Source organism: Arthrobacter sorbitolis, from assembly GCF_054510995.1.
In genome coordinates this window covers 378,118-396,376 of record NZ_JBTNDM010000002.1, presented here as the reverse complement: position 1 = coordinate 396,376, position 18,259 = coordinate 378,118, and the positions used below count along the sequence as shown (strand labels likewise).

General features: G+C 69.6%; 18 protein-coding genes. 8 read left to right on the top strand and 10 right to left on the bottom strand.

The window, feature by feature from the left end; genetic code table 11:
* The first annotated feature begins 11 nt into the window (after positions 1-11).
* Complete coding sequence (locus ACX80K_RS06495) at positions 12-2,216, top strand: S9 family peptidase (RefSeq protein ID WP_459271050.1); 2,205 nt, start codon at positions 12-14, stop codon at positions 2,214-2,216.
* On the opposite strand, the gene ACX80K_RS06490 is transcribed toward ACX80K_RS06495, so the two are convergent.
* The 5 genes from ACX80K_RS06490 to ACX80K_RS06470 are packed head-to-tail and all read right to left on the bottom strand — an operon-like array spanning position 2,147 to position 7,885.
* Positions 2,147-3,226, bottom strand: coding sequence for a LacI family DNA-binding transcriptional regulator (locus tag ACX80K_RS06490; RefSeq protein ID WP_459271049.1), 1,080 nt, complete (start codon positions 3,224-3,226; stop codon positions 2,147-2,149). The genes ACX80K_RS06495 and ACX80K_RS06490 overlap by 70 nt on opposite strands.
* Entirely contained in the window at positions 3,226-4,692 is a 1,467-nt protein-coding gene (locus ACX80K_RS06485; protein WP_459271048.1) for a GH1 family beta-glucosidase, read from the bottom strand. The genes ACX80K_RS06490 and ACX80K_RS06485 overlap by 1 nt, the downstream gene beginning before the upstream one ends.
* Positions 4,689-5,603: a carbohydrate ABC transporter permease gene (locus tag ACX80K_RS06480; protein ID WP_459271047.1), complete on the bottom strand. Its 915-nt coding sequence runs from the start codon at positions 5,601-5,603 to the stop codon at positions 4,689-4,691. The genes ACX80K_RS06485 and ACX80K_RS06480 overlap by 4 nt, the downstream gene beginning before the upstream one ends.
* On the bottom strand, positions 5,600-6,589 hold the full coding sequence (locus ACX80K_RS06475) for a carbohydrate ABC transporter permease (RefSeq protein WP_459271046.1): 990 nt from the start codon (positions 6,587-6,589) through the stop codon (positions 5,600-5,602). Before ACX80K_RS06475 ends, ACX80K_RS06480 begins: the two co-directional genes overlap by 4 nt.
* Before the next feature lie 3 nt (positions 6,590-6,592).
* Positions 6,593-7,885: an ABC transporter substrate-binding protein gene (locus ACX80K_RS06470; protein ID WP_459271045.1), complete on the bottom strand. Its 1,293-nt coding sequence runs from the start codon at positions 7,883-7,885 to the stop codon at positions 6,593-6,595.
* Between the two features lie 454 nt (positions 7,886-8,339).
* On the opposite strand from ACX80K_RS06470, the gene ACX80K_RS06465 reads away from it, so the two are divergent.
* The 6 genes from ACX80K_RS06465 (at position 8,340) to ACX80K_RS06440 (ending at position 12,873) form a co-directional block, all read left to right on the top strand.
* A complete protein-coding gene (locus tag ACX80K_RS06465; RefSeq protein WP_459271044.1) occupies positions 8,340-8,771 on the top strand; it encodes a hotdog fold thioesterase in 432 nt (143 codons plus the stop codon).
* Positions 8,768-8,941 carry a hypothetical protein gene (locus tag ACX80K_RS06460; RefSeq protein ID WP_459271043.1) on the top strand — a complete coding sequence of 58 codons (174 nt, stop codon included), beginning with the start codon at positions 8,768-8,770 and terminating at the stop codon, positions 8,939-8,941. Before ACX80K_RS06465 ends, ACX80K_RS06460 begins: the two co-directional genes overlap by 4 nt.
* Positions 8,942-9,329: 388 nt before the next feature.
* On the top strand, positions 9,330-9,767 hold the full coding sequence (locus tag ACX80K_RS06455; RefSeq protein ID WP_459271042.1) for a VOC family protein: 438 nt from the start codon (positions 9,330-9,332) through the stop codon (positions 9,765-9,767).
* An 87-nt stretch (positions 9,768-9,854) separates the two neighbouring features.
* Positions 9,855-10,808, top strand: coding sequence for a 1,4-dihydroxy-2-naphthoyl-CoA synthase (locus ACX80K_RS06450; protein WP_459271041.1), 954 nt, complete (start codon positions 9,855-9,857; stop codon positions 10,806-10,808).
* A gap of 7 nt (positions 10,809-10,815) precedes the next feature.
* Positions 10,816-11,946: an AMP-binding protein gene (locus ACX80K_RS06445; RefSeq protein WP_459271040.1), complete on the top strand. Its 1,131-nt coding sequence runs from the start codon at positions 10,816-10,818 to the stop codon at positions 11,944-11,946.
* A gap of 45 nt (positions 11,947-11,991) precedes the next feature.
* The gene (locus tag ACX80K_RS06440) at positions 11,992-12,873 is read left to right on the top strand and encodes a 1,4-dihydroxy-2-naphthoate polyprenyltransferase (protein WP_459271039.1); all 882 of its coding nucleotides are present in this window, start codon (positions 11,992-11,994) and stop codon (positions 12,871-12,873) included.
* 27 nt (positions 12,874-12,900) lie between these two features.
* On the opposite strand, the gene ACX80K_RS06435 is transcribed toward ACX80K_RS06440, so the two are convergent.
* Entirely contained in the window at positions 12,901-13,206 is a 306-nt protein-coding gene (locus ACX80K_RS06435) for a DUF4229 domain-containing protein (RefSeq protein ID WP_459271038.1), read from the bottom strand.
* Between the two features lie 30 nt (positions 13,207-13,236).
* Here ACX80K_RS06435 and ACX80K_RS06430 point away from each other — a divergent pair, with 30 nt between their 5' ends.
* Entirely contained in the window at positions 13,237-13,683 is a 447-nt protein-coding gene (locus tag ACX80K_RS06430; RefSeq protein ID WP_459271037.1) for a PLD nuclease N-terminal domain-containing protein, read from the top strand.
* A 352-nt stretch (positions 13,684-14,035) separates the two neighbouring features.
* On the opposite strand, the gene ccsB is transcribed toward ACX80K_RS06430, so the two are convergent.
* From ccsB to ACX80K_RS06410, 4 genes are read right to left on the bottom strand one after another with little or no spacing between them, the layout of a single operon-like run.
* Positions 14,036-15,070, bottom strand: a complete 1,035-nt coding sequence (gene ccsB, locus ACX80K_RS06425) for a c-type cytochrome biogenesis protein CcsB (RefSeq protein WP_459271036.1) — start codon at positions 15,068-15,070, stop codon at positions 14,036-14,038.
* Positions 15,070-16,794, bottom strand: a complete 1,725-nt coding sequence (resB, locus tag ACX80K_RS06420) for a cytochrome c biogenesis protein ResB (RefSeq protein ID WP_459271035.1) — start codon at positions 16,792-16,794, stop codon at positions 15,070-15,072. The genes ccsB and resB overlap by 1 nt, the downstream gene beginning before the upstream one ends.
* 59 nt (positions 16,795-16,853) lie before the next feature.
* Positions 16,854-17,621, bottom strand: a complete 768-nt coding sequence (locus tag ACX80K_RS06415) for a cytochrome c biogenesis CcdA family protein (protein ID WP_459271379.1) — start codon at positions 17,619-17,621, stop codon at positions 16,854-16,856.
* A 60-nt stretch (positions 17,622-17,681) separates the two neighbouring features.
* Positions 17,682-18,251, bottom strand: a complete 570-nt coding sequence (locus tag ACX80K_RS06410) for a TlpA family protein disulfide reductase (protein WP_459271378.1) — start codon at positions 18,249-18,251, stop codon at positions 17,682-17,684.
* Positions 18,252-18,259 lie beyond the last annotated feature (8 nt).

Below are 18,259 nucleotides of genomic sequence, written 5' to 3'. Positions count from 1 at the left end.
GCAGTGGCAAGATGGGAGCCATGACCGTCGACGCTTCTCCTGTACCTGTCCCTGTACCCGCTCCCGCCAAGAAGGTGCCCTCCGAGCGCACCCATCACGGCGACACCTTCGTCGATTCCTACGAGTGGATGCGCGAGAAGGAGGACCCCGAGCTGATCGGGTACCTCGAACGCGAGAACGAGTACACGGAGGCCGTGACCCGGCACCAGGAACCGCTGCGCGAGGCCATCTTCACCGAGATCAAGGACCGTACCCAGGAGACCGACCTCTCCGTCCCCGCCCGCAAGAAGGGCTGGTGGTACTACTCGCGGACCGAGGAGGGCAAGCAGTACGGCATCCAGTGCCGCGTGGCCGCTGAGGACACGGGCGACCTCGCTCGCGACTGGACGCCGCCCGAGGTGGTCCCCGGGCAGCCCGTGCCGGGCGAGCAGGTCATGCTCGACGGCAACGAACTCGCCGAGGGGAAGCCGTTCTTCTCCCTCGGCGGCTTGTCCGTCACCGAGGACGGCACGCTGCTGGCGTACTGCGAGGACAACGCCGGCGACGAACGCTTCACGCTGCGCATCAAGGACCTCGTGACGGGCGAGCTCCTCCCGGACGAGATCCCCGACGTCTTCTACGGGCTGTCCTTCTCCCCGGACGGGAGCCGCGTCTACTACACCGTCGTCGACGATTCGTGGCGCCCCTACCAGGTGCGGTCGCACACCCTCGGCACGCCCGTGGCCGACGACGTCCTGGTCTACCAGGAGGACGACGTCGCCATGTGGACGGGCTTCGAGCTCTCGGCCGACCGCACACAACTCCTCATCAGCATCGGCTGCTCCGAGTACAGCGAGTACCGCGTCCTCGACCTCGAGCACCCCGAGGCCGGGCTGACCCTGCTGATCTCCCGGGACGAACGCATCCTGTACGACGCCGAGCCCGTTCGCGTCGACGGTGCACCGCACTACCTCCTGACCCACGACCGCGACGCGAAGAATTCCATGGTGAGCCTCGTGGCGGCGGACCAGTTCTCCCGGCCCCTCGCGGAGCAGGAGTGGACGACGGTCGTCCCGCACGACGACGCCGTCCGCATCAACGGCATCGCCGTGACGCGCACGCACCTGGTGCTCTCCGTCCGCAAGGACACCATCGAACGCGTCCAGGTCCTCCCCCTGGCCGGTCTCGGTACGGCCGACCAGGGGTTGCCCGCCGAACCCGACTTCGACGAGAAGCTCTTCACGAGCAACCTCGCCAACGCCGAGTTCGACTCGCCCATCATCCGGCTGTCCTACACCTCGTACCTCACGCCGCCGCGGGTCTACGACTACGTGCTCGAGGAGGGGACGCTCGAGCTGCGCAAGGAGACCGAGGTGCGTGGCGGGTACGACCCTGCCGAGTACGTCGCCGAGCGCCAGTGGGCTCCGGCCGCCGACGGGACGCTGATCCCGCTGTCCGTGGTCCGCCGGGCGGACCTGGCCCAGGACGGCACCAACCCTGCCGTCGTCTATGCCTACGGCAGCTACGAGGTCAGCATGGACCCGGGGTTCTCGATCGCCCGGCTCTCCCTGCTGGACCGCGGCATCGTCTTCGTCACCGCGCACATCCGCGGCGGCGGCGAGATGGGCCGCAGCTGGTACGAGCAGGGCAAGAAGCTCGCCAAGAAGAACACCTTCACCGACTTCGTCGACGCCACGACGTACCTCGGCGATTCGGGCTGGGTGGACCCGGCGCGGATCGCCGCGATGGGCGGGTCCGCCGGCGGCCTGCTCATGGGTGCCGTCGCGAACCTGGCGCCGGAGAAGTACCGGGCGATCGTGGCACAGGTGCCCTTCGTGGACGCCCTGACCACGATCCTCGACCCGGACCTGCCGCTCTCGGCGCTCGAGTGGGAGGAGTGGGGCAACCCGATCACCGACCCCGCGGTGTACCGCTACATGAAGGAGTACACCCCCTACGAGAACGTGCGGCCCGTCGCGTACCCGCGGATCGCCGCCGTCACGAGCTACAACGACACGCGCGTGCTGTACGTGGAACCCGCGAAGTGGGTCGCCCGGCTGCGCGAGACGGCCACGGGGACGGAGCCGATCATCCTCAAGACTGAGATGGACGGCGGCCACGGTGGTGCGAGCGGACGCTACTCCCGCTGGCGCGACGTCGCCTGGGACTACGCGTTCGCCGCGGACGCCGTGGGTGCCACGGAGGTGCTCGCACGCTCCACCAGCTCCGTGGAGTAGATGACGGGCTCCGGGTGCGAGCCCGGGGCCTCGATCTCCTCGAGGAGCATCGTCCCCGCCTTCACGGCCATCTCGACCATGGGCTGCGTGATCGTGGTGAGCGGCGTCGCCGCCGTCTCGGCGACGGCGTGGTTGTCGTAGCCCATGAGCGCGACGTCGCCGGGCACCGTTCTGCCGGCTGCGTGGAGAGCCTCCAGCACGCCCAGCGCCATGAGGTCCGACGCCGCGAAGATGCCGTCGATGTCGGGGTCCTCGGCGAGCAGCCGGCGCGCTGCGGCAGCTGCCCCGTCGGTGGTGAAGTCGGCGTGGACCACGGGACCCTCGGGCAGCCCGGCTTCGGCGAGGCCCGCCTTCCAGCCGCGCAGGCGGTCGACGGCGGCGGTCATGTCGGCGGGGCCGGCGACCGTCGCGAGGCGGCGCCGGCCGATGCCGGCGAGGTGCTGCGCGGCCAGGCGCCCGCCCCCGACGTTGTCGGTGTCCACATACGTCACGTCGAAGGTCGTGTCCCACGGGCGTCCGATGAAGATGGTGGGGAGGCCGGTCTCGGCGAGCGACCTGGCCCAGGAGTCGGCCTTGTGGTGCGAGACCACGATCGCCCCGTCCACGTGCCCGCCGCGCAGGTAGCGCAGGGTGCGGGACGAGTCGTCGTCGGTCCTGGACATCAGCAGCACCAGCTGCACGTCGGTCTCCCGGAGGGCCTCCGTGATGCCGGTGATGACGACGGCGAAGAAGGGATCCATCATGACTCGCACGTCCGGCTCGGGGATGACCAGCGCGATCGAGGACGTCCGGCGGGTCACGAGGCTGCGCGCCGCCCGGTTGGGGATGTACCCGAGGGCGATGACGGCCCGGTCGACCGCCGCCTGGGCCTCCGGGCTGACGCGGTCACCTCCGTTGATGGCACGGGAGGCGGTGGAGCGCGACACCCCGGCGGCCACGGCGAGGTCCTCGAGGGTGGGGCTCGAGCGGACTGGCGCCTGACGCAGCGGCCGGGGTGGGGACGTCTTCATCACCCCGACAATACGACACCCGCCCTCAGGGCGTCAGCCGACGAGGCGGCCGGCACGGTGTTGGAGGCGGCCAGCCGCGCGTACCAGAGGGCGCTCGCCTTCGGTGTGCGTTCCTGGGTGTCGTAGTCCACGTGCACCAGGCCGAAACGCTGGTGGTAGCCCCACGCCCACTCGAAGTTGTCCATGAGCGACCAGGCGAGGTAGCCGCGGAGGTCCACGCCGTCGTCGATCGCGTCCTTCATGGCCCGTACGTGGACGTCGAAGAAGCCGAGCCGGTCCTGGTCGTCCACGAAGCCGGAGGCGTCGGGGACGTCGTCGTAGGCGGCGCCGTTCTCCGTGATGTAGATCGGGATGCCGGCTGGTCCGGTGTACTCGTCCTGCAGCCGGTTGAGCAGGCGGCGGAGGCCGTCGGGCTGCACCTCCCAGTCCATGGCGGTCACGGGCAGGCCGCGCGGCACGGAGCGGACACCGTGCGCGGCCACATAGGGCGAGGAGACGGGGCGCTCGAGCGGTGCGTGGCCTTCCTGCGGCGCCGACTCCCCCGACGGCGTCTTCGTGACGGCCTCGCCGTGGTAGTAGTTCACGCCCAGCACGTCGATCGGTGTGCCGATGATGTCGAGGTCACCCTCGCGGATGTACCCGGACAGCCCGAGGTGCTCGACGTCCCGGAGGACGTCCTCCGGGTACGCGCCCCGCAGCACCGGGTCGAGGAAGATGCGGTTGAACTGGCCGTCGATGCGGCGGGCGGCGTCGCGGTCCTCCTCGCTGGTGGGATCCAGGGGATCCGGGACGGTGAGGTTGAGCGTGATGCCGAGGGTCGCGTCCGCGTCCCGGCGGCGCAGCTCCTGCGTCGCGAGCCCGTGCCCGAGCAGGAGGTGGTGTGCCGCGGCGAGGGCCGCCGTCGGCTCCTGCCGTCCCGGCGCGTGCACGCCGGCCGCATAGCCGAGGAACGCCGCACACCAGGGCTCGTTGAGGGTGGTCCAGATCCGGACGCGGTCACCCAGGGCCTCGTGCATCACCGCGGCATACTCGGCGAAGCGGTAGGCGGTGTCCCGGTTGGTCCAGCCGCCGGCGTCCTCGAGGGCCTGCGGCAGGTCCCAGTGGTACAGGGTGAGCCACGGCTTGATCCCGGCCTCGATGAGCTGGTCCACGAGCCTCGAGTAGAAGCGGATGCCCTCCGTGTTGGGCGTGATCCCGTCGGCCATGCAGCGGGACCACGACGTCGAGAAGCGGTAGGCCTGCAGGTTGAGGCTCTTCATGAGCGCCACGTCCTCCGCCGAGCGGTGGTAGTGGTCGCACGCCACGTCGCCGTTGTGGGCGTCCGCCACCGCTCCCGGGACCCGGGAGAACGTGTCCCAGATGGACGGTCCCCTGCCGCCCTCCTGCGCCCCGCCCTCGATCTGGTACGCCGCCGTGGCCGCGCCCCAGAGGAAGCCCTCGGGAAAGGTGATCTCGGTACTGCTCATCCTTTGACTGCTCCTTGCATGATTCCTGATACGAGTTGACGTCCCGCCACCGCGAAGAGTAGCAGCAGGGGGATGGTGGAGAGCACGGCTCCGGCGAGCACGATCGAATAGTCGACGAAGTGCGCGGCCTGGAGGAGCTGCAGCGCCACCGGGAGGGTGGGGTTGGACGGGTCCAGCACGATGAACGGCCAGAAGAAGTTGGTCCACGTCGCGACGAAGGTGAAGAGCGCGAGCATCGCCGCGGCAGGCCGTGCGGCCGGGAGGCCGACGTGCCAGAAGGCCTGGATCATCGAGGCACCGTCGATGCGGACGGCCTCGATGAGTTCGTCCGGCAGCGCGTCCCGCAGGTACTGCGTCATCCAGAACACCCCGAAGGCCGTGACGACGCCGGGCACGATCACGGCCCACAGCGAGCCGGTCCAGCCCAGTTTCGACATGACGATGAACAGTGGCACGACACCCAGCTGGGTGGGGACGGCCATGGTGGCGATGACGAACACCAGGAGGCCCTTGCTGCCCCGGAAGCGGAGCTTGGCGAAGGCGAACCCGGCGAGGGTCGAGAACAGGACCACGGACAGCGCCGTGACGGTGGAGACGATGAAGCTGTTGCCCAGCGCCTTCCAGAACGGAATGGTGTCCAGGACGCCGGCCGCGTTGGCCAGGAAGTTGCCGCCCGGTACGAGGGGCACGCCCTTGCTGATGACGGAGCTGTCGTGGCTCCCCACCAGGAAGGACCACCAGAGCGGGAACACGGAACCGAGGAGGACCGCCGCGAGGAACCCGTAGGTCAGGAACCCGGGCCGGCGCATGGTGCCGCCGGGCGCACCGCGGCGCCTGGAGCCGATGCCCCGCTGGGCCGCCCGTGCCGCCCCCCTGCCCGCGGTCTGTTCGATCATGGGGATGGAGCTCATCGTCGGCCTCCCTGGGTGGCGATACGGCGGGTGATGAGGAAGTTGGCCAGGGCGATGATCACGATGATCAGGAACAGCAGCCAGGCGACGGCCGAGGCCCGGCCGAAGTTGCGCTGCCCCCAGCCGAGCTCCCAGATGTACATGGTGAGCGTCTGCCACTGGCGGTCGGCGCCGCCGAGTCCCGCCTGGTCGAACACGCGAGCCTCGTCGAAGATCTGGAGGCCCCCGATCGTCGCGGTGATCACCACGAAGATGATGGTGGGGCGGAGCATCGGGACGGTCACCGAGAAGAACTGGCGGAGCCGGCCTGCACCGTCGATGGTCGCCGCCTCGTAGACGTCCCTGGGGACGGCCTGCATGGCGGCCAGGAAGATCAGGGCGTTGTACCCCGTCCAGCGGAAGTTCACCATGGTGGCGATCGCCGTATGGCTCGCGAGCGGGTCGGAGTGCCAGCGGACCGGGTCCAGTCCCATTCCCGTCAACAGCTCGTTGAACAGGCCTGCCTGGTCAGCGAAGAGGTTGTTGAAGATCAACCCGACGGCCACGGGGGCCACCACGAACGGTACGAGGACGCCCATCCTCCAGAACGTCCTGGCCCGGAGGTTCGCATCGAGCACCGCCGCGATGGCGATGGCGAGGACGACCTGCGGGATGGACGAGAGGAGGAAGATGCTGAACGTATTGCCTACCGCGTTCCAGAAGAACGGCTGCGCGAGGACGAACTCGTAGTTCTCGAGCCCTGTGAACTCGCCCTGGCCGCCGATGAGGTTCCAGCTGTGGAGCGAGACCCATGCCGTGTACAGCAGGGGGAACAGGCCCGTGACCGCGAAGAGCAGGAAGAACGGCGAGATGTAGAGATACGGGGACAGCTTGACGTCCCACTTCGATACCTTCTGGGAGAAGGCCAGCCGCTTCACGCTCCTGTCGCGGAAGGCTCGCTGCTTCGTGTCGGGGAGTGGGGATTGGACCCGGTCCGTGACGGCCATGGGCTACAGAGCGCCTACAGCGGTGACGAACTTCTCCCAGGAGGAGGCGGGGTCGTCGGTCTTGTCGACGTCGACGCGGGTCAGGGCCTGCTGCATGGCGTCGTTGATGGGGAAGTACTTGGGACCCTTGAACGGCCGGACGTCGATCGCGTTGGCGCGGTTGGCGAGGATCTCACCGGTCGGGGCGTCGTTGAAGAACGCGTTGGACTGGCTCAGGAGCGTCTCGCTCTTCAGTGCGTCGACCTGGCTGGGGAAGGTGCCCTTCGACTCGAACGCCTTGATCTGCTGCTCCGGAGCCGTCAGCCACTCGGCGAGCTTCTTGGCCTCCGCCTGGTTGGCGCCCTGGGTGGGGATGGTCAGGTACGAACCGCCCCAGTTGCCGCCGCCGCCGGGGAAGACATCGGCGATGTCCCAGCCCTCGACACCCTCGGCGTTGCCCTCGATGACACCGAGCATCCACCCGGGGCAGAGCTTGGTCGCGAACGCCTCGGACTGGAAGCTGGCCACCCAGTCGTCCTCCCACTGCGTGAGGTGCGCGGAGAGTCCGTCCTCGACGGATGCCTGCAGCACCTGCTCGTAGATGTCCTTGACCTCGGTGTTCTCGGTCGCGATGACCGTGCCGTCGCTGTCCTCGTAGGCGTTCTCGACCTGGTTGATCATGCCCTGGTAGGTGGCTCCGGCGGAGTCGAACCAGGCCACGCCGTCGCTCGCCGCGACGAACTCCTTGCCGGCCTCGAAGTAGTCCTGCCAGGAGCCGTCGAGCATCGTCGCGACCGACTCACGGTCGCTGGGGAGCCCGGCCTTCTCGAACAGGTCGGCGCGGTAGCACACGGCCTGGGGGCCGGCATCGGTTCCGTACCCGATGAGCTGTCCGTCCTCGGTGGTGGCGGCAGCGGTCTTCCAGTCGAGCCAGCGGCCGTCGACAGCGGGGTCGCTGAGGTCCGCGAACTGGTCGGAGTACTCGAGCAGCTCGGGCAGCCAGTCCATCTCGATGCCTTCGATGTCCGAGAGACCGGAACCGGCGGCGAGCCTCGTGGTGAGGTTGTCACGGGCCTCGTTCGAGGTGGCGGCCTTCTTGTGCTCGATGGTGACGTTGGGGTTGAGCTCCTCGTATTCGGTGAACAGCTCTTCGTACCCGAATTCGTTGAACGTGCCGACCGAGAGGGTGACGTCCTCCGTGCCGGTCTCGCCGTCGACGCCGGCGTTCTCCGAACCGCCGGAGCCGCAGGCGGTGAGTGCCAGGGCGAGGCATGCTGCCGCGGCCGAGAGTGTGGTGATGCGTGCTCTGCTGTGCACGGATGACTCCTTTGTCAGGTTTGGATCCCACCGCCGGGTGCAGCGGGTTCTGGTTGGAACGTCCTGGGGCGCGGCGTCCGGGCAGGGCGCGGGCCGGGCCCGTCCGAGGGCCTGTGCCAGGAGTGGAATGCCGGCGGTGGGATCCGGGAGCACCCGGTGCCCACCGCCGGAGCGAGTAATCAGCCATAGCCCGAGACCGAATCCGGCCGGGAGATCAGACCCGGTGGGAGCGCTCTCACGCTGTCGCACCATCCTGACTGTGACCCACGACACTGTCAAGTGGGAGCGCTTCCACGGCGCCGAAATACTTCGCGCCGAGATCATCACCGCAGGTCAGGGGCGGGCGACTTGGGTGGGCGTGATCGGATCGTTACCTGAGGTCCGTGCGAGGCGGCGCCGGGCGCACCGCTAGAGTGGCGACGACCGCCCTTCCTGCAGCAGGAGTATCTTCTCGATGACGCACGAGCCTTCCTCCCCCTGGACCATCGTTCTCGGTGAACTCGACGAGAAGATGGGCGTCGTCATCGTGGAGCAGTCGGTCGAGCGCGTCGTCGCGACCATGCCGGTGGCGGGCAACCGTCAATCCTTCGGCCTCCTGCACGGTGGTGCCTCCCTGGCCGTCGGCGAGGCGGTCGGCTCGTGGGCAGCCGTGATCCACGCCTCGACGCTCGGGAAGACGGCGGTCGGTGTGGACGTCTCGGCGACACACCACAGGGGCGCCCGGGCCGGGACCGTGACCATCACGGCGACGCCCATCCATCTGGGCCGCACGCTCACGACCCACGAGGTGCTGCTCACCGACGAGGCGGGGCAGCGCCTCTGTACCCTCCGCATCACGAACCTGCTTTTGGACAGGCCCGTCCCGTCCGGTGGCGCGGAAGGATGAGGCCCCCGCCTGTCGCGGGGTACCGCGTGGTCCGCCTCGCCGTCGTCGCGCTGGCCGCGAGCGCACTGCTCGGTGGTGCGGCAGGTCCGGCCGCCGCACGGCACGGACATCCCCTGTCCCACGTGGCCCTCGGTGATTCCTACGCGTCGGGGTCGGGCGCCGGGTCCTAGCCGGACAGCTGCGGCCGGTCCCCCTGGGCCTGCCCGGCCTCCTCGACGGAGCAAGCCGGTGGAACTGGCCGCAGACGCCACCTGCGCCGGCGCGAGGGCGGCCACCGACCCGGGTGGCGCCGTCGAACCTCCCGGAACAGGTGGCGCAGGTCGTCGCGTCGGGAGCGCTCTCGACGGACACCAGCATCCCGGCCGGCGGGAACGACGCCGGTGTCGCAGAGGTGGCCGCGGTGCGCGCCTCCCCGCCCGCCGAGGGGTACAGGTCCGGGTACTACTCAGCGGTGCACAGCGCCGTGGACCTCGCCCGGCTCCGGTGCAGCTGGGACCGCGGACAGCACAGGACCTCCCGCACCTTCCGAAACCCGCTCGCCGGCCCTACTCTGTCGCCATGCCCTTCGCCATCCAGATCTCGGTCGACAGCAAGGATCCGCACGCCCAGGCCGACTGGTGGGCGGAGACCCTCGACTGGGTGGTGGAACCCACCGACGAGGCGTTCCTCGACAGGATGATCGCGGAGGGCCATGCCCGCGCATCCGACGTGATCGAACACAACGGCAGGCGTGTCTGGAAGGACGGCACGGCGATCTGTCGCGCCGAGGACGTGGGCCGGCCGGGGCGGGAGCGCATGCTCTTCCAGCCGGTGCCGGAGCCGAAGACGGTGAAGAACCGTCTGCACGTGGACATCAACCTCGGCGGAACGGACCGCGACGCCCAACGCGCGCGGCTCGAGGCCCGGGGTGCCCGCTACGTGGAGCGTCACTCGCAGGGCCCGCACACCTGGTACGTCATGCTCGACCCGGAAGGTAACGAGTTCTGCATCGCCTGAACCGGGACCGCCAGGATCCGCCCGGCCCCCACCCCGCACCGGGACCCGACGGGGCTGCCGTCCCTGCCGCGCGGCTAGAGTGGACGGGTGACTTCAGAGCTCCCCGCCCAGGTATCCGACATCTTCGACCCCATCCGCTGGCGGCTCGTCCAGGGGTTCGGGGACTTCACGGACCTCACCTACCACCGGGCGGTGGAGCGCGACGCCGACGGCGCCGTGGTGCGCGACCTCCCCACCGTACGCATCGCCTTCGACCGTCCGGAGGTGCGCAATGCGTTCCGTCCGGGTACCGTCGACGAGCTCTACCGGGCACTCGACCACGCCCGCATGTCGCCCGACGTCGCCACCGTCCTGCTCACCGGCAACGGTCCGAGCCCCCGGGACGGCGGCCATTCCTTCTGTTCGGGCGGCGACCAGCGCATTCGTGGCCGTGACGGCTACCGGTATGCCGAGGGCGAGACGACGGAGAGCATCGACCCGGCCCGCGCCGGCCGCCTCCACATCCTCGAGGTGCAGCGGCTCATCCGCACCATGCCGAAGGTGGTCATCGCCGTCGTCAACGGCTGGGCGGCGGGCGGCGGGCACAGCCTGCACGTCGTCGCGGACCTGACCATCGCCTCGGCGCAGCACGGCAGGTTCAAGCAGACGGATGCCACCGTCGGCAGCTTCGACGCCGGCTACGGCTCGGCGCTGCTGGCGCGGCAGATCGGGCAGAAGAAGGCCCGGGAGATCTTCTTCCTCGCCCGCGAGTATTCCGCACGGGACATGGTCGAGATGGGCGCGGTCAACGAGGCCGTGGACCACGCGGGCCTGGAGGAGACGGCCCTCGCGTACGCGGCCGACATCGCGCGCCAGAGCCCGCAGGCCATCCGCATGCTCAAATTCGCCTTCAACCTCGCTGACGACGGGCTCGCCGGCCAGCAGGTCTTCGCGGGCGAGGCGACCCGCATGGCCTACATGACGGACGAGGCCGTCGAGGGCAAGGAAGCATTCCTCGAGAAGCGGGCCCCGGACTGGTCCCCGTTCCCCTACTACTTCTAGGAGCAGCGTGGAACTCCTCCCCGTGTACACCCCCGAGGGCTTCGACCCCCTCGGCTTGCTGAAGCCCCTCGCCGCCGCCCTCGCGGGCGAGGGCCCCGCCGTCGCCCCCCATGCAGGGCCGGACCAGGCCTTCGACGGCGTCCTGCCGAACGACGAGATCGCCGCCGTGATCAGCACCTCCGGGTCCACCGGGGTACCGAAGCAGACGATGCTCAGCGTCGACGCCCTCGCCGCGTCCGCCATGGGCACCGCCCTCGCGCTCAAGGCCGAGGGCCAGTGGCTCCTGACCCTTCCCGTGCACTACGTGGCCGGATTCCAGGTGCTCGTGCGGTCCCTGTTCGCCGGCACGCAGCCGTGGGCCATGGACACCTCCGCAGGCTTCACCCCTGCGGCCTTCACCAGCGCCGCGGCAGAACTGACGGACCGGGTCCGGCTCACCTCCCTGGTCCCCACGCAGCTCCACCGGCTGCTCGCCGACCCGTCGCCCGAGACTCTCCGGGTGCTGCGGCGCTTCGACGGGATCCTCCTCGGTGGAGCTCCGGCCGGCGCATCGCTGCGTTCCCTCGCCAGGAGCCATGACCTGAAGGTCGTCGAGACCTACGGCATGAGCGAGACATGCGGCGGATGCGTCTACGACGGCACGCCGCTCGAGGGCGTCGAGCTCCGCTCGGTCGGGGGACGCCTGCGCATCGGCGGTCCCGTCCTGGCGGACGGCTACTTCGGCGCGCCCGCCCTCACCGAGGAGAAGTTCGCCTTCAACTCCGGTGAGCGCTGGTTCATCACCGACGACGCCGGCGAGGTGTCACTCGACGGGTCGGTCACCGTCCACGGGCGGATCGACGACGTCATCATCACCGGCGGCCTGAAGGTGTCGGCGACGAAGGTCTCGGACGTCATCGAGGCACTGGCCGGCGTGGAACAGGCGATGGTGCTCGGCATCTCCAGCGAGGAATGGGGCACCGCGGTGGCTGCGGCGATCGTCGGCGACGTCGACGCCGACGTCATCCGGCAGGCCGTCCACGTCGAACTGGGAGCACACGCCGTCCCGAAGGCCATCGTCACCCTGGACGCCTTTCCGCTGCTGCCGGGCGGCAAGCCCGACCGCCGCACCATCTCCACGCTCCTCGACCGCGCCTAGGCGCCCCGGACACCGCCCGATCCACCCGACGACAAGGACTTCTCCGTGGCGACTGCCGCACAGTGGCTCGAAGGAGCCCGCCCCCGCACCCTGCCCATGGCGTTCGCCCCCGTGATCATCGGGAGTGCCGCGGCGTTCGGGCTCGGCTCGTTCAAGCCCGTCAACGCGGTACTCGCGGCGATCGTCTCGGTCCTGCTGCAGGTGGGGGTCAACTACGCCAACGACTACTCCGACGGCATCCGCGGGACGGACGACGAGCGGGTGGGTCCCCTGCGCCTCACAGGGTCCGGTGCGGCCCGGCCCGGCCAGGTGAAGGCCGCGGCGTTCACCTGCTTCGGCCTCGCCGTGCTCGCGGGCCTCGCGCTGATCGTCCTGTCGCAGGCATGGCTGCTGCTGCTTGTGGGCGTCGGCTGCATCGCCGCGGCCTGGGGGTACACCGGTGGCAAGAACCCCTACGGGTACCTCGGGCTGGGCGACCTGTTCGTCTTCGTGTTCTTCGGCCTCGTCGCCACCCTGGGCACCACCTTCACACAGGCGGACCGGCTCAGTGCGGCCTCCTGGATCGGCGCCATCAGCACGGGCCTGATCGCCATGGCACTGCTCATGGCCAACAACGTCCGCGACATCCCCACGGACACCGCGGTGGGCAAGAGGACGCTCGCGGTGCGCCTCGGGGACACCCCGGCCCGGATCAGCTTCGTCATGATGCTCGCTGCGGCCATCCTGCTGCCGCTGTTCCTGGCCTACGACTACCCCTGGGTGCTGCTCGTCCTGCTGCTCGTCCCGGCCTGCCTGATGCCGAGCCGACTGATGCTCACAGGGAAGAAGCGCGAGAGCCTGATCCCCGTGCTGAAGCAGACGGGCCTGATCAATCTGGGGTTCAGCGTCCTGTTCGCCGCGGGCATCGTGGTCACCGTCCTCACGTAGGCGGGCGGGGAACCGGCGGAATTCCTGTCAGGCCGCGGTGCCGCGGGGTCTGCTGTCCGTATTGACCGGGGTGTTGGGGTCCAGGGCGTCCTCGGCGGCGGCGTCGTCGAGCTCCACGGCCGTCCGGACCGGTGGGGCGCCGGGTGTGAGGCGGCGCTGCAGCGTCGCCGCGGCGGCGTCGCGGAGGTTCCGTGCGAACAGGTAGGTGACGCACCACGCGAGGATCGCGGCGACCACCGCGGACAGGAACAATCCGAGGCCCAGCAGCACGCACGCCACGTAGAACACGACGATCAGCAGCAGGCGCAGGGCGGTGAATTTGAGGAAGGCCACGCTCCAAGTTTACTCGCCTACAATTGGCGCATGCCCCGCCTCCTGCTCTTCGCCGCGATCCTGGCGGTCGCCGTCGTCATCTACGCGTTGATCGATTGCGTCATGAGCCGAAAACACGAGGTGCGGAGCATTTCGAAGACCGCGTGGTTCCTCACCATCCTCGTGCTGCCGCTCATCGGCGCCGGGATGTGGTTCCTCTTCGGCCGCCCCCGAAAGCAGGGACCGTCCGGGCCCCGACGCCCCTCACCACGGCAGCCCACCGCCCCGGACGACGATCCGGCGTTCCTGCAGAACCTCGAGGCGCAGCGCTGGCAGCGGGCCCGCGTGGAGGAGAGGCGCCGGCGCGAGCAGGAGCAGAAGGAACGCGAGGCGAAAGCCCGCGAGGTCGGGAAGGACTCCCCCGCCCGCGAGGACAAGCACGACGGCGAAGGCAACGACGACGCCGGGTCCGGCCCCACGGGAGCGCATCACCCCTGACGGGAGTCGCGCACCGGCCCCTCAGGACCGCCCTTGCGCGACGGCAGTACCCGCCGGCTGATGCAGCGCGTGGGCGTCGTCATCCGAACATGTCGGCCGCCGCCCGAGCCGACATCGCCCCATCGGGCCGCCGCCCGGGCGGAAGTCGCCCTGTCGGGCCGCCGCCCGTCCCACCGAACCAGCGCGCTCGGGCGAGACGTCCGGCGCGCTGTCCCGACGCCGCCGGACGCGACCTGCGTCCGATCACCCACCCGAGGAACCGGCTCCGCATCGAACGCCCCACGGCCCGCCCGTACAGCGCGGAAGCCCCGCGGCGCAGGCCGCGGGGCTTCCGAGCAGGCGGGTCGTCCGGCTAGACCCCCGAATAGCTGTGCAGTCCCGAGAAGTAGATGTTCACGATGGTGAAATTGAACACGATGCAGAGGTATCCGACGATCGACAACCAGGCGGCGCGCGTCCCGGTCCAGCCCCGCGTCGCGCGGGCGTGCAGGTAACCGGCGTAGACGGTCCAGATCACGAAGGTCCAGACCTCCTTGGTGTCCCAGCCCCAGTAGCGGCCCCAGGCCTGCTCGGCCCAGATGGCGCCGGCCATGAGGGTGAAGGTCCAGCCGACGAACGCCACGGCGTTGAGGCGGTAGGACAGGTTCTCGAGGCTGAGGGCGGACGGCACCAGGCGCAGGAACCGTGCGTTGTCGGCCTTGCCCGCGAGGAGCTTGGCCTCCCGCGAGGTCTGCAGGAGCTGCAGCACGGACATGGAGAACGTGATCGTGAAGAGCGCCGAGGACGCGACGGCGATCGAGACGTGCACGATCAGCCAGTAGCTCTGCAGGGCCGGGATCAGTCGGGCGACGGGCGTCGGGAAGCCGACGGTCGCGGCACAGATCATGATGACGACGAGTCCCAGCACGAACGAGCCGACGAACCGGAGGTCCTTGCGCGTGAGCGTGACGAGGAAGATGAGGGCGACGAGGAAGGCACCCGTGGTGCAGAACTCGTACATGTTGCCCCACGGCACCCGGTGGGCAGCGACGCCCCGCGTGATGACGGCGGCACCGTGGATCAGCGCGGCGAGGACGGTCAGCGAGACCGCGACGCGGGCCAGTCCACGCCGTGGGCCGGAACCGTAGTCCATGGAGTCGTCGGCCGTCGCAGGGCCGGTGGACGCGGCGGCGGTCGTCGAGCCTGCCCCGCGCGCACCCACCCCCGCGAGGGTGCGGGCGGGAGCCGATCTCTCGTCGGCGAGGCGCGATTCGAGCGCCCCGATGGTCGAGCTCGACTTCACGAGGTCGAGCACGAAGAAGACCAGGGCCACCACGTAGGCGATGGAGGCGAGCAGCATGAAGAGCTCACTGACCTGCCCGAGCTCGGCGTTGACTGGTAGTGGCATCAGTTGTCCTTTGCGTTGTGGTGCGCGTGCCCGGAGCCGGCTGCCGACTGCGCGGCGTCCTGCTCCCTATGTTCCCCCGCGGTACCGGACGGGACCAACCAGCGGTCCGCCAGCAGTTTCTCGATCGCCTTGGCCTCCGCCGTGAGCCGGTGGTCCTCACCGCGTGCCAGCAGCCCGTACTCGAGCATGATGCGCCCGTCCGGGTGTTCACCCGTCCGGACCCACAGCCTGCGCCGGCCGATGAACAGGGATGCCGTCAGGCCGAGCAGTGCGAGGGTGGAGAACACGAGCGCTCCCACCTCGCCCGGGTCGTGGTGGATGTCGAGGGCGACATAGCGCTTGAGCCCGTCGAACGTGACCGATCCCTTGCCCTCGGGCAGGTCGTACGTCTCGCCGACGCCGAGCACGATCCCGCCGTCGTCGTTGTTGCGGCTGTTGAGCTCGGTCAGGTTCTCCGTGTCGAGGACGTAGACGTTCTCCGGTGTGCCGTCGTCGAGCCCCAGGTCGCCGTAGTAGGAGTTCAGGTTGAGCTGGGGGTTGAAGGGGTCCGGATCCCTCGAGAAGGACACACCCTCCTCGTCCACGAACGCCGTGGGGAGGAAGAACCCCACGAAGCCGAGCTGCTCCGGCTTGGCGTCCGGTGCCTTGAGGACGATCAGGGACGTGTAGAGGGCGTCGGACGGGACCGAGACGACGGGTCCCTCGGAGGCGATGTTGCCCTCGCCGTCGCGCACGGTCACGACGGGCGCGTAGCCGTTGCCGACGAGGTACACGTTCGTGCCGCCGATCGTGAGCGGCGCGTTGACCTTGAGGACCTGCTGCTCCTCGTCCTGGCCCGGGCCGTCCTGCGTGGTGACCTTCGCGGTGAAGTCCAGTGGCTGCCCGTAGTGGCTCATCTGGTCCCGGTCGAAACGGACGTCGAAGGAGTCGAGGCGGAGGGAGTAGGGCGAGAGCCGGTCGTCGGAGAAGTTGGATCCGGGGCTGAAGCTGTCGTAGCCGATCAGCGTGTTGACGAAACTGTCGCCCTCGACGATGACCTTCTGCCCGTTGTAGCCGAAGAGCCCGCCGACGGCGACCGAGACCAGGACGCCGATCAGCGACGTGTGGAAGACGAGGTTGCCGAGCTCCTTGGCCAGGCCGCGCTCCGCGCCCACGGAGGGCCGATCGGTCCCGGCGTCGCGCACATCCACGCGGTAGCCGCGCTTCCTCAGGAGCATGGCGGCCTGCTCGACAGCGGCGGTGGGGGTGAGCCCCGCGTCGCGGGCCTCGCCGGCGGGCACCTCGAGCGTGCCGTAGACGGGCAGGCGGGAGAGCCGCTTCGGCGTGCGTGGTGGCTTGGAGCGGACAGCCCTGAAGTGCGCGATCGCACGCGGGATCACGCAGCCGATGAGCGAGATGAAGAGCAGCAGGTAGATCGCGGAGAACCAGACGGACGAGTAGACGTCGAAGAGCTGGAACCAGTCGAGGACGGGCCCGGTGTCCGGATTGTCCTGGAGGTACTGCGTCACGACGGCGGGATTCGCCGGCCGCTGCGGGAACAGGGAACCGGGCACCGCCGCGACGGCGAGCAGCAGCAGCAGGAACAGTGCCGTGCGCATGCTCGTCAGTTGCGTCCAGGCCCACCGCAGGGTGCCGAGGAGCCCGAGCGAGGGCAGGACGACGTCGGACCTGGCACCCGTGGTGCCCGTCCCGTCCCTCGTGTCCTTCGAAACGTCCTGCTTCACTGTGGCCTTCCGTCGTCGTGGTGGTCGTGGTGCTCGTGGTGGTCGGTCGAGCCGCCCGGTCAGATCGGCAGGACCACGTTGCCGATCAGCAGGTCCTGGAGCTGCGTGATGAGGAGGTTCCAGACGCCGCTTACCATGAGCACGCCCACGAGCACCAGCAGCCCGCCCCCCGACCGCTGCAGCAGCAGCCGGTGCCGACGGAAGAAGGCGAGCGCTCCCATGCCGCGGCGCACGCCGAGGGCGATGAACAGGAACGGCAACCCGAGGCCCAGGCAGTAGACGAAGGTCAGCACGGCCCCCTTGAGGGCCGTGGCGTCGTCGCCGGAGATCGCGAGCAGCTGGACGGCACCGAGTGTCGGCCCGATGCAGGGCGCCCAGCCCAGTCCGAAGGTCACACCGAGCAGGGGTGCCCCCAGCAGGCCCGCCGGCACCCTGGCATGCAGCCGGCTCTCGCGCTGGAACCAGGAGAGGCCGCCCATGAACACCACGCCCAGGAGGATCACGACGACGCCGAACACCTGGATGAGCCAGCCCTGGGAGACGCGCAGGAAGGCGCCGAGCTGACCGAACAGCGTCCCGTAGGCCATGAAGACCACGGAGAAGCCGAGGACGAACAGGCCGATGCCGGCGACCATGCGTCCCCTCTTCTGCTTCTCGAGGTCCACGCCGGTCAGCCCGGTGACGTACCCGAGATAGCCGGGGACGAGGGGCAGGACGCAGGGCGAGGCGAAGGAGACGAGGCCGGCCAGCAGGGCCACCGGCAGGGCGAGGAGCATGGAACCGTTGAGGACGGTGTCGGCGAAGCCGTTCCCCGCGGCGAGGGGCATGGACACTGCCGACCCCACCGGGAGCGTCGGGAGGTTCATCGGCACGGCGCGACGGACGCGCTATTCGGCGAGGGCATCGTCGATCAGTGCCTCGAGGGTGCTGCGGTCCGCGAGTCCGAGGATCCGCGCCGATACGCGCCCCTCGCGGTCGAGGACGATCGTCGTCGGGACCGCCTGCGGCGGTACGTACTGGGTCATGTCGAGCAGCACTCCGCCGTCCTTGTCGTCGAAGCTCCGGTAGGGGATGTCGAAGCTGCGTTCGAACGCCTCGGCGGTCGCCCGCTCGTCGCGGATGTTCACGCCGTAGAAGACGGCACCCTGCGGCTCGAACTCGTCGTGCAGCGCGACGAGGCTCGGCGCCTCCTCCCGGCAGGGTGCGCAGGAGGCGTACCAGAAGTTGAGGACGGTGACCTGCCCGTCCCAGTCCGCGCTGGACACAGCGGTGCCGTCGAAGAGGTCCCCGGACAGCTCGACGGGCTCTCCCCGATCCGCCGCCGCGTACTCGGTGACGGAGCCGTCACCCGCGATGTAGTTCTTGCCGTCCCCCGCCGCGGCCTGCTGGGCGAGCGGGTCCTCCGCAGCGCACGACGTCAGCACGAGGGAAACCGGCACGGTCAGGGCCAGAGCCATCCCCAGCT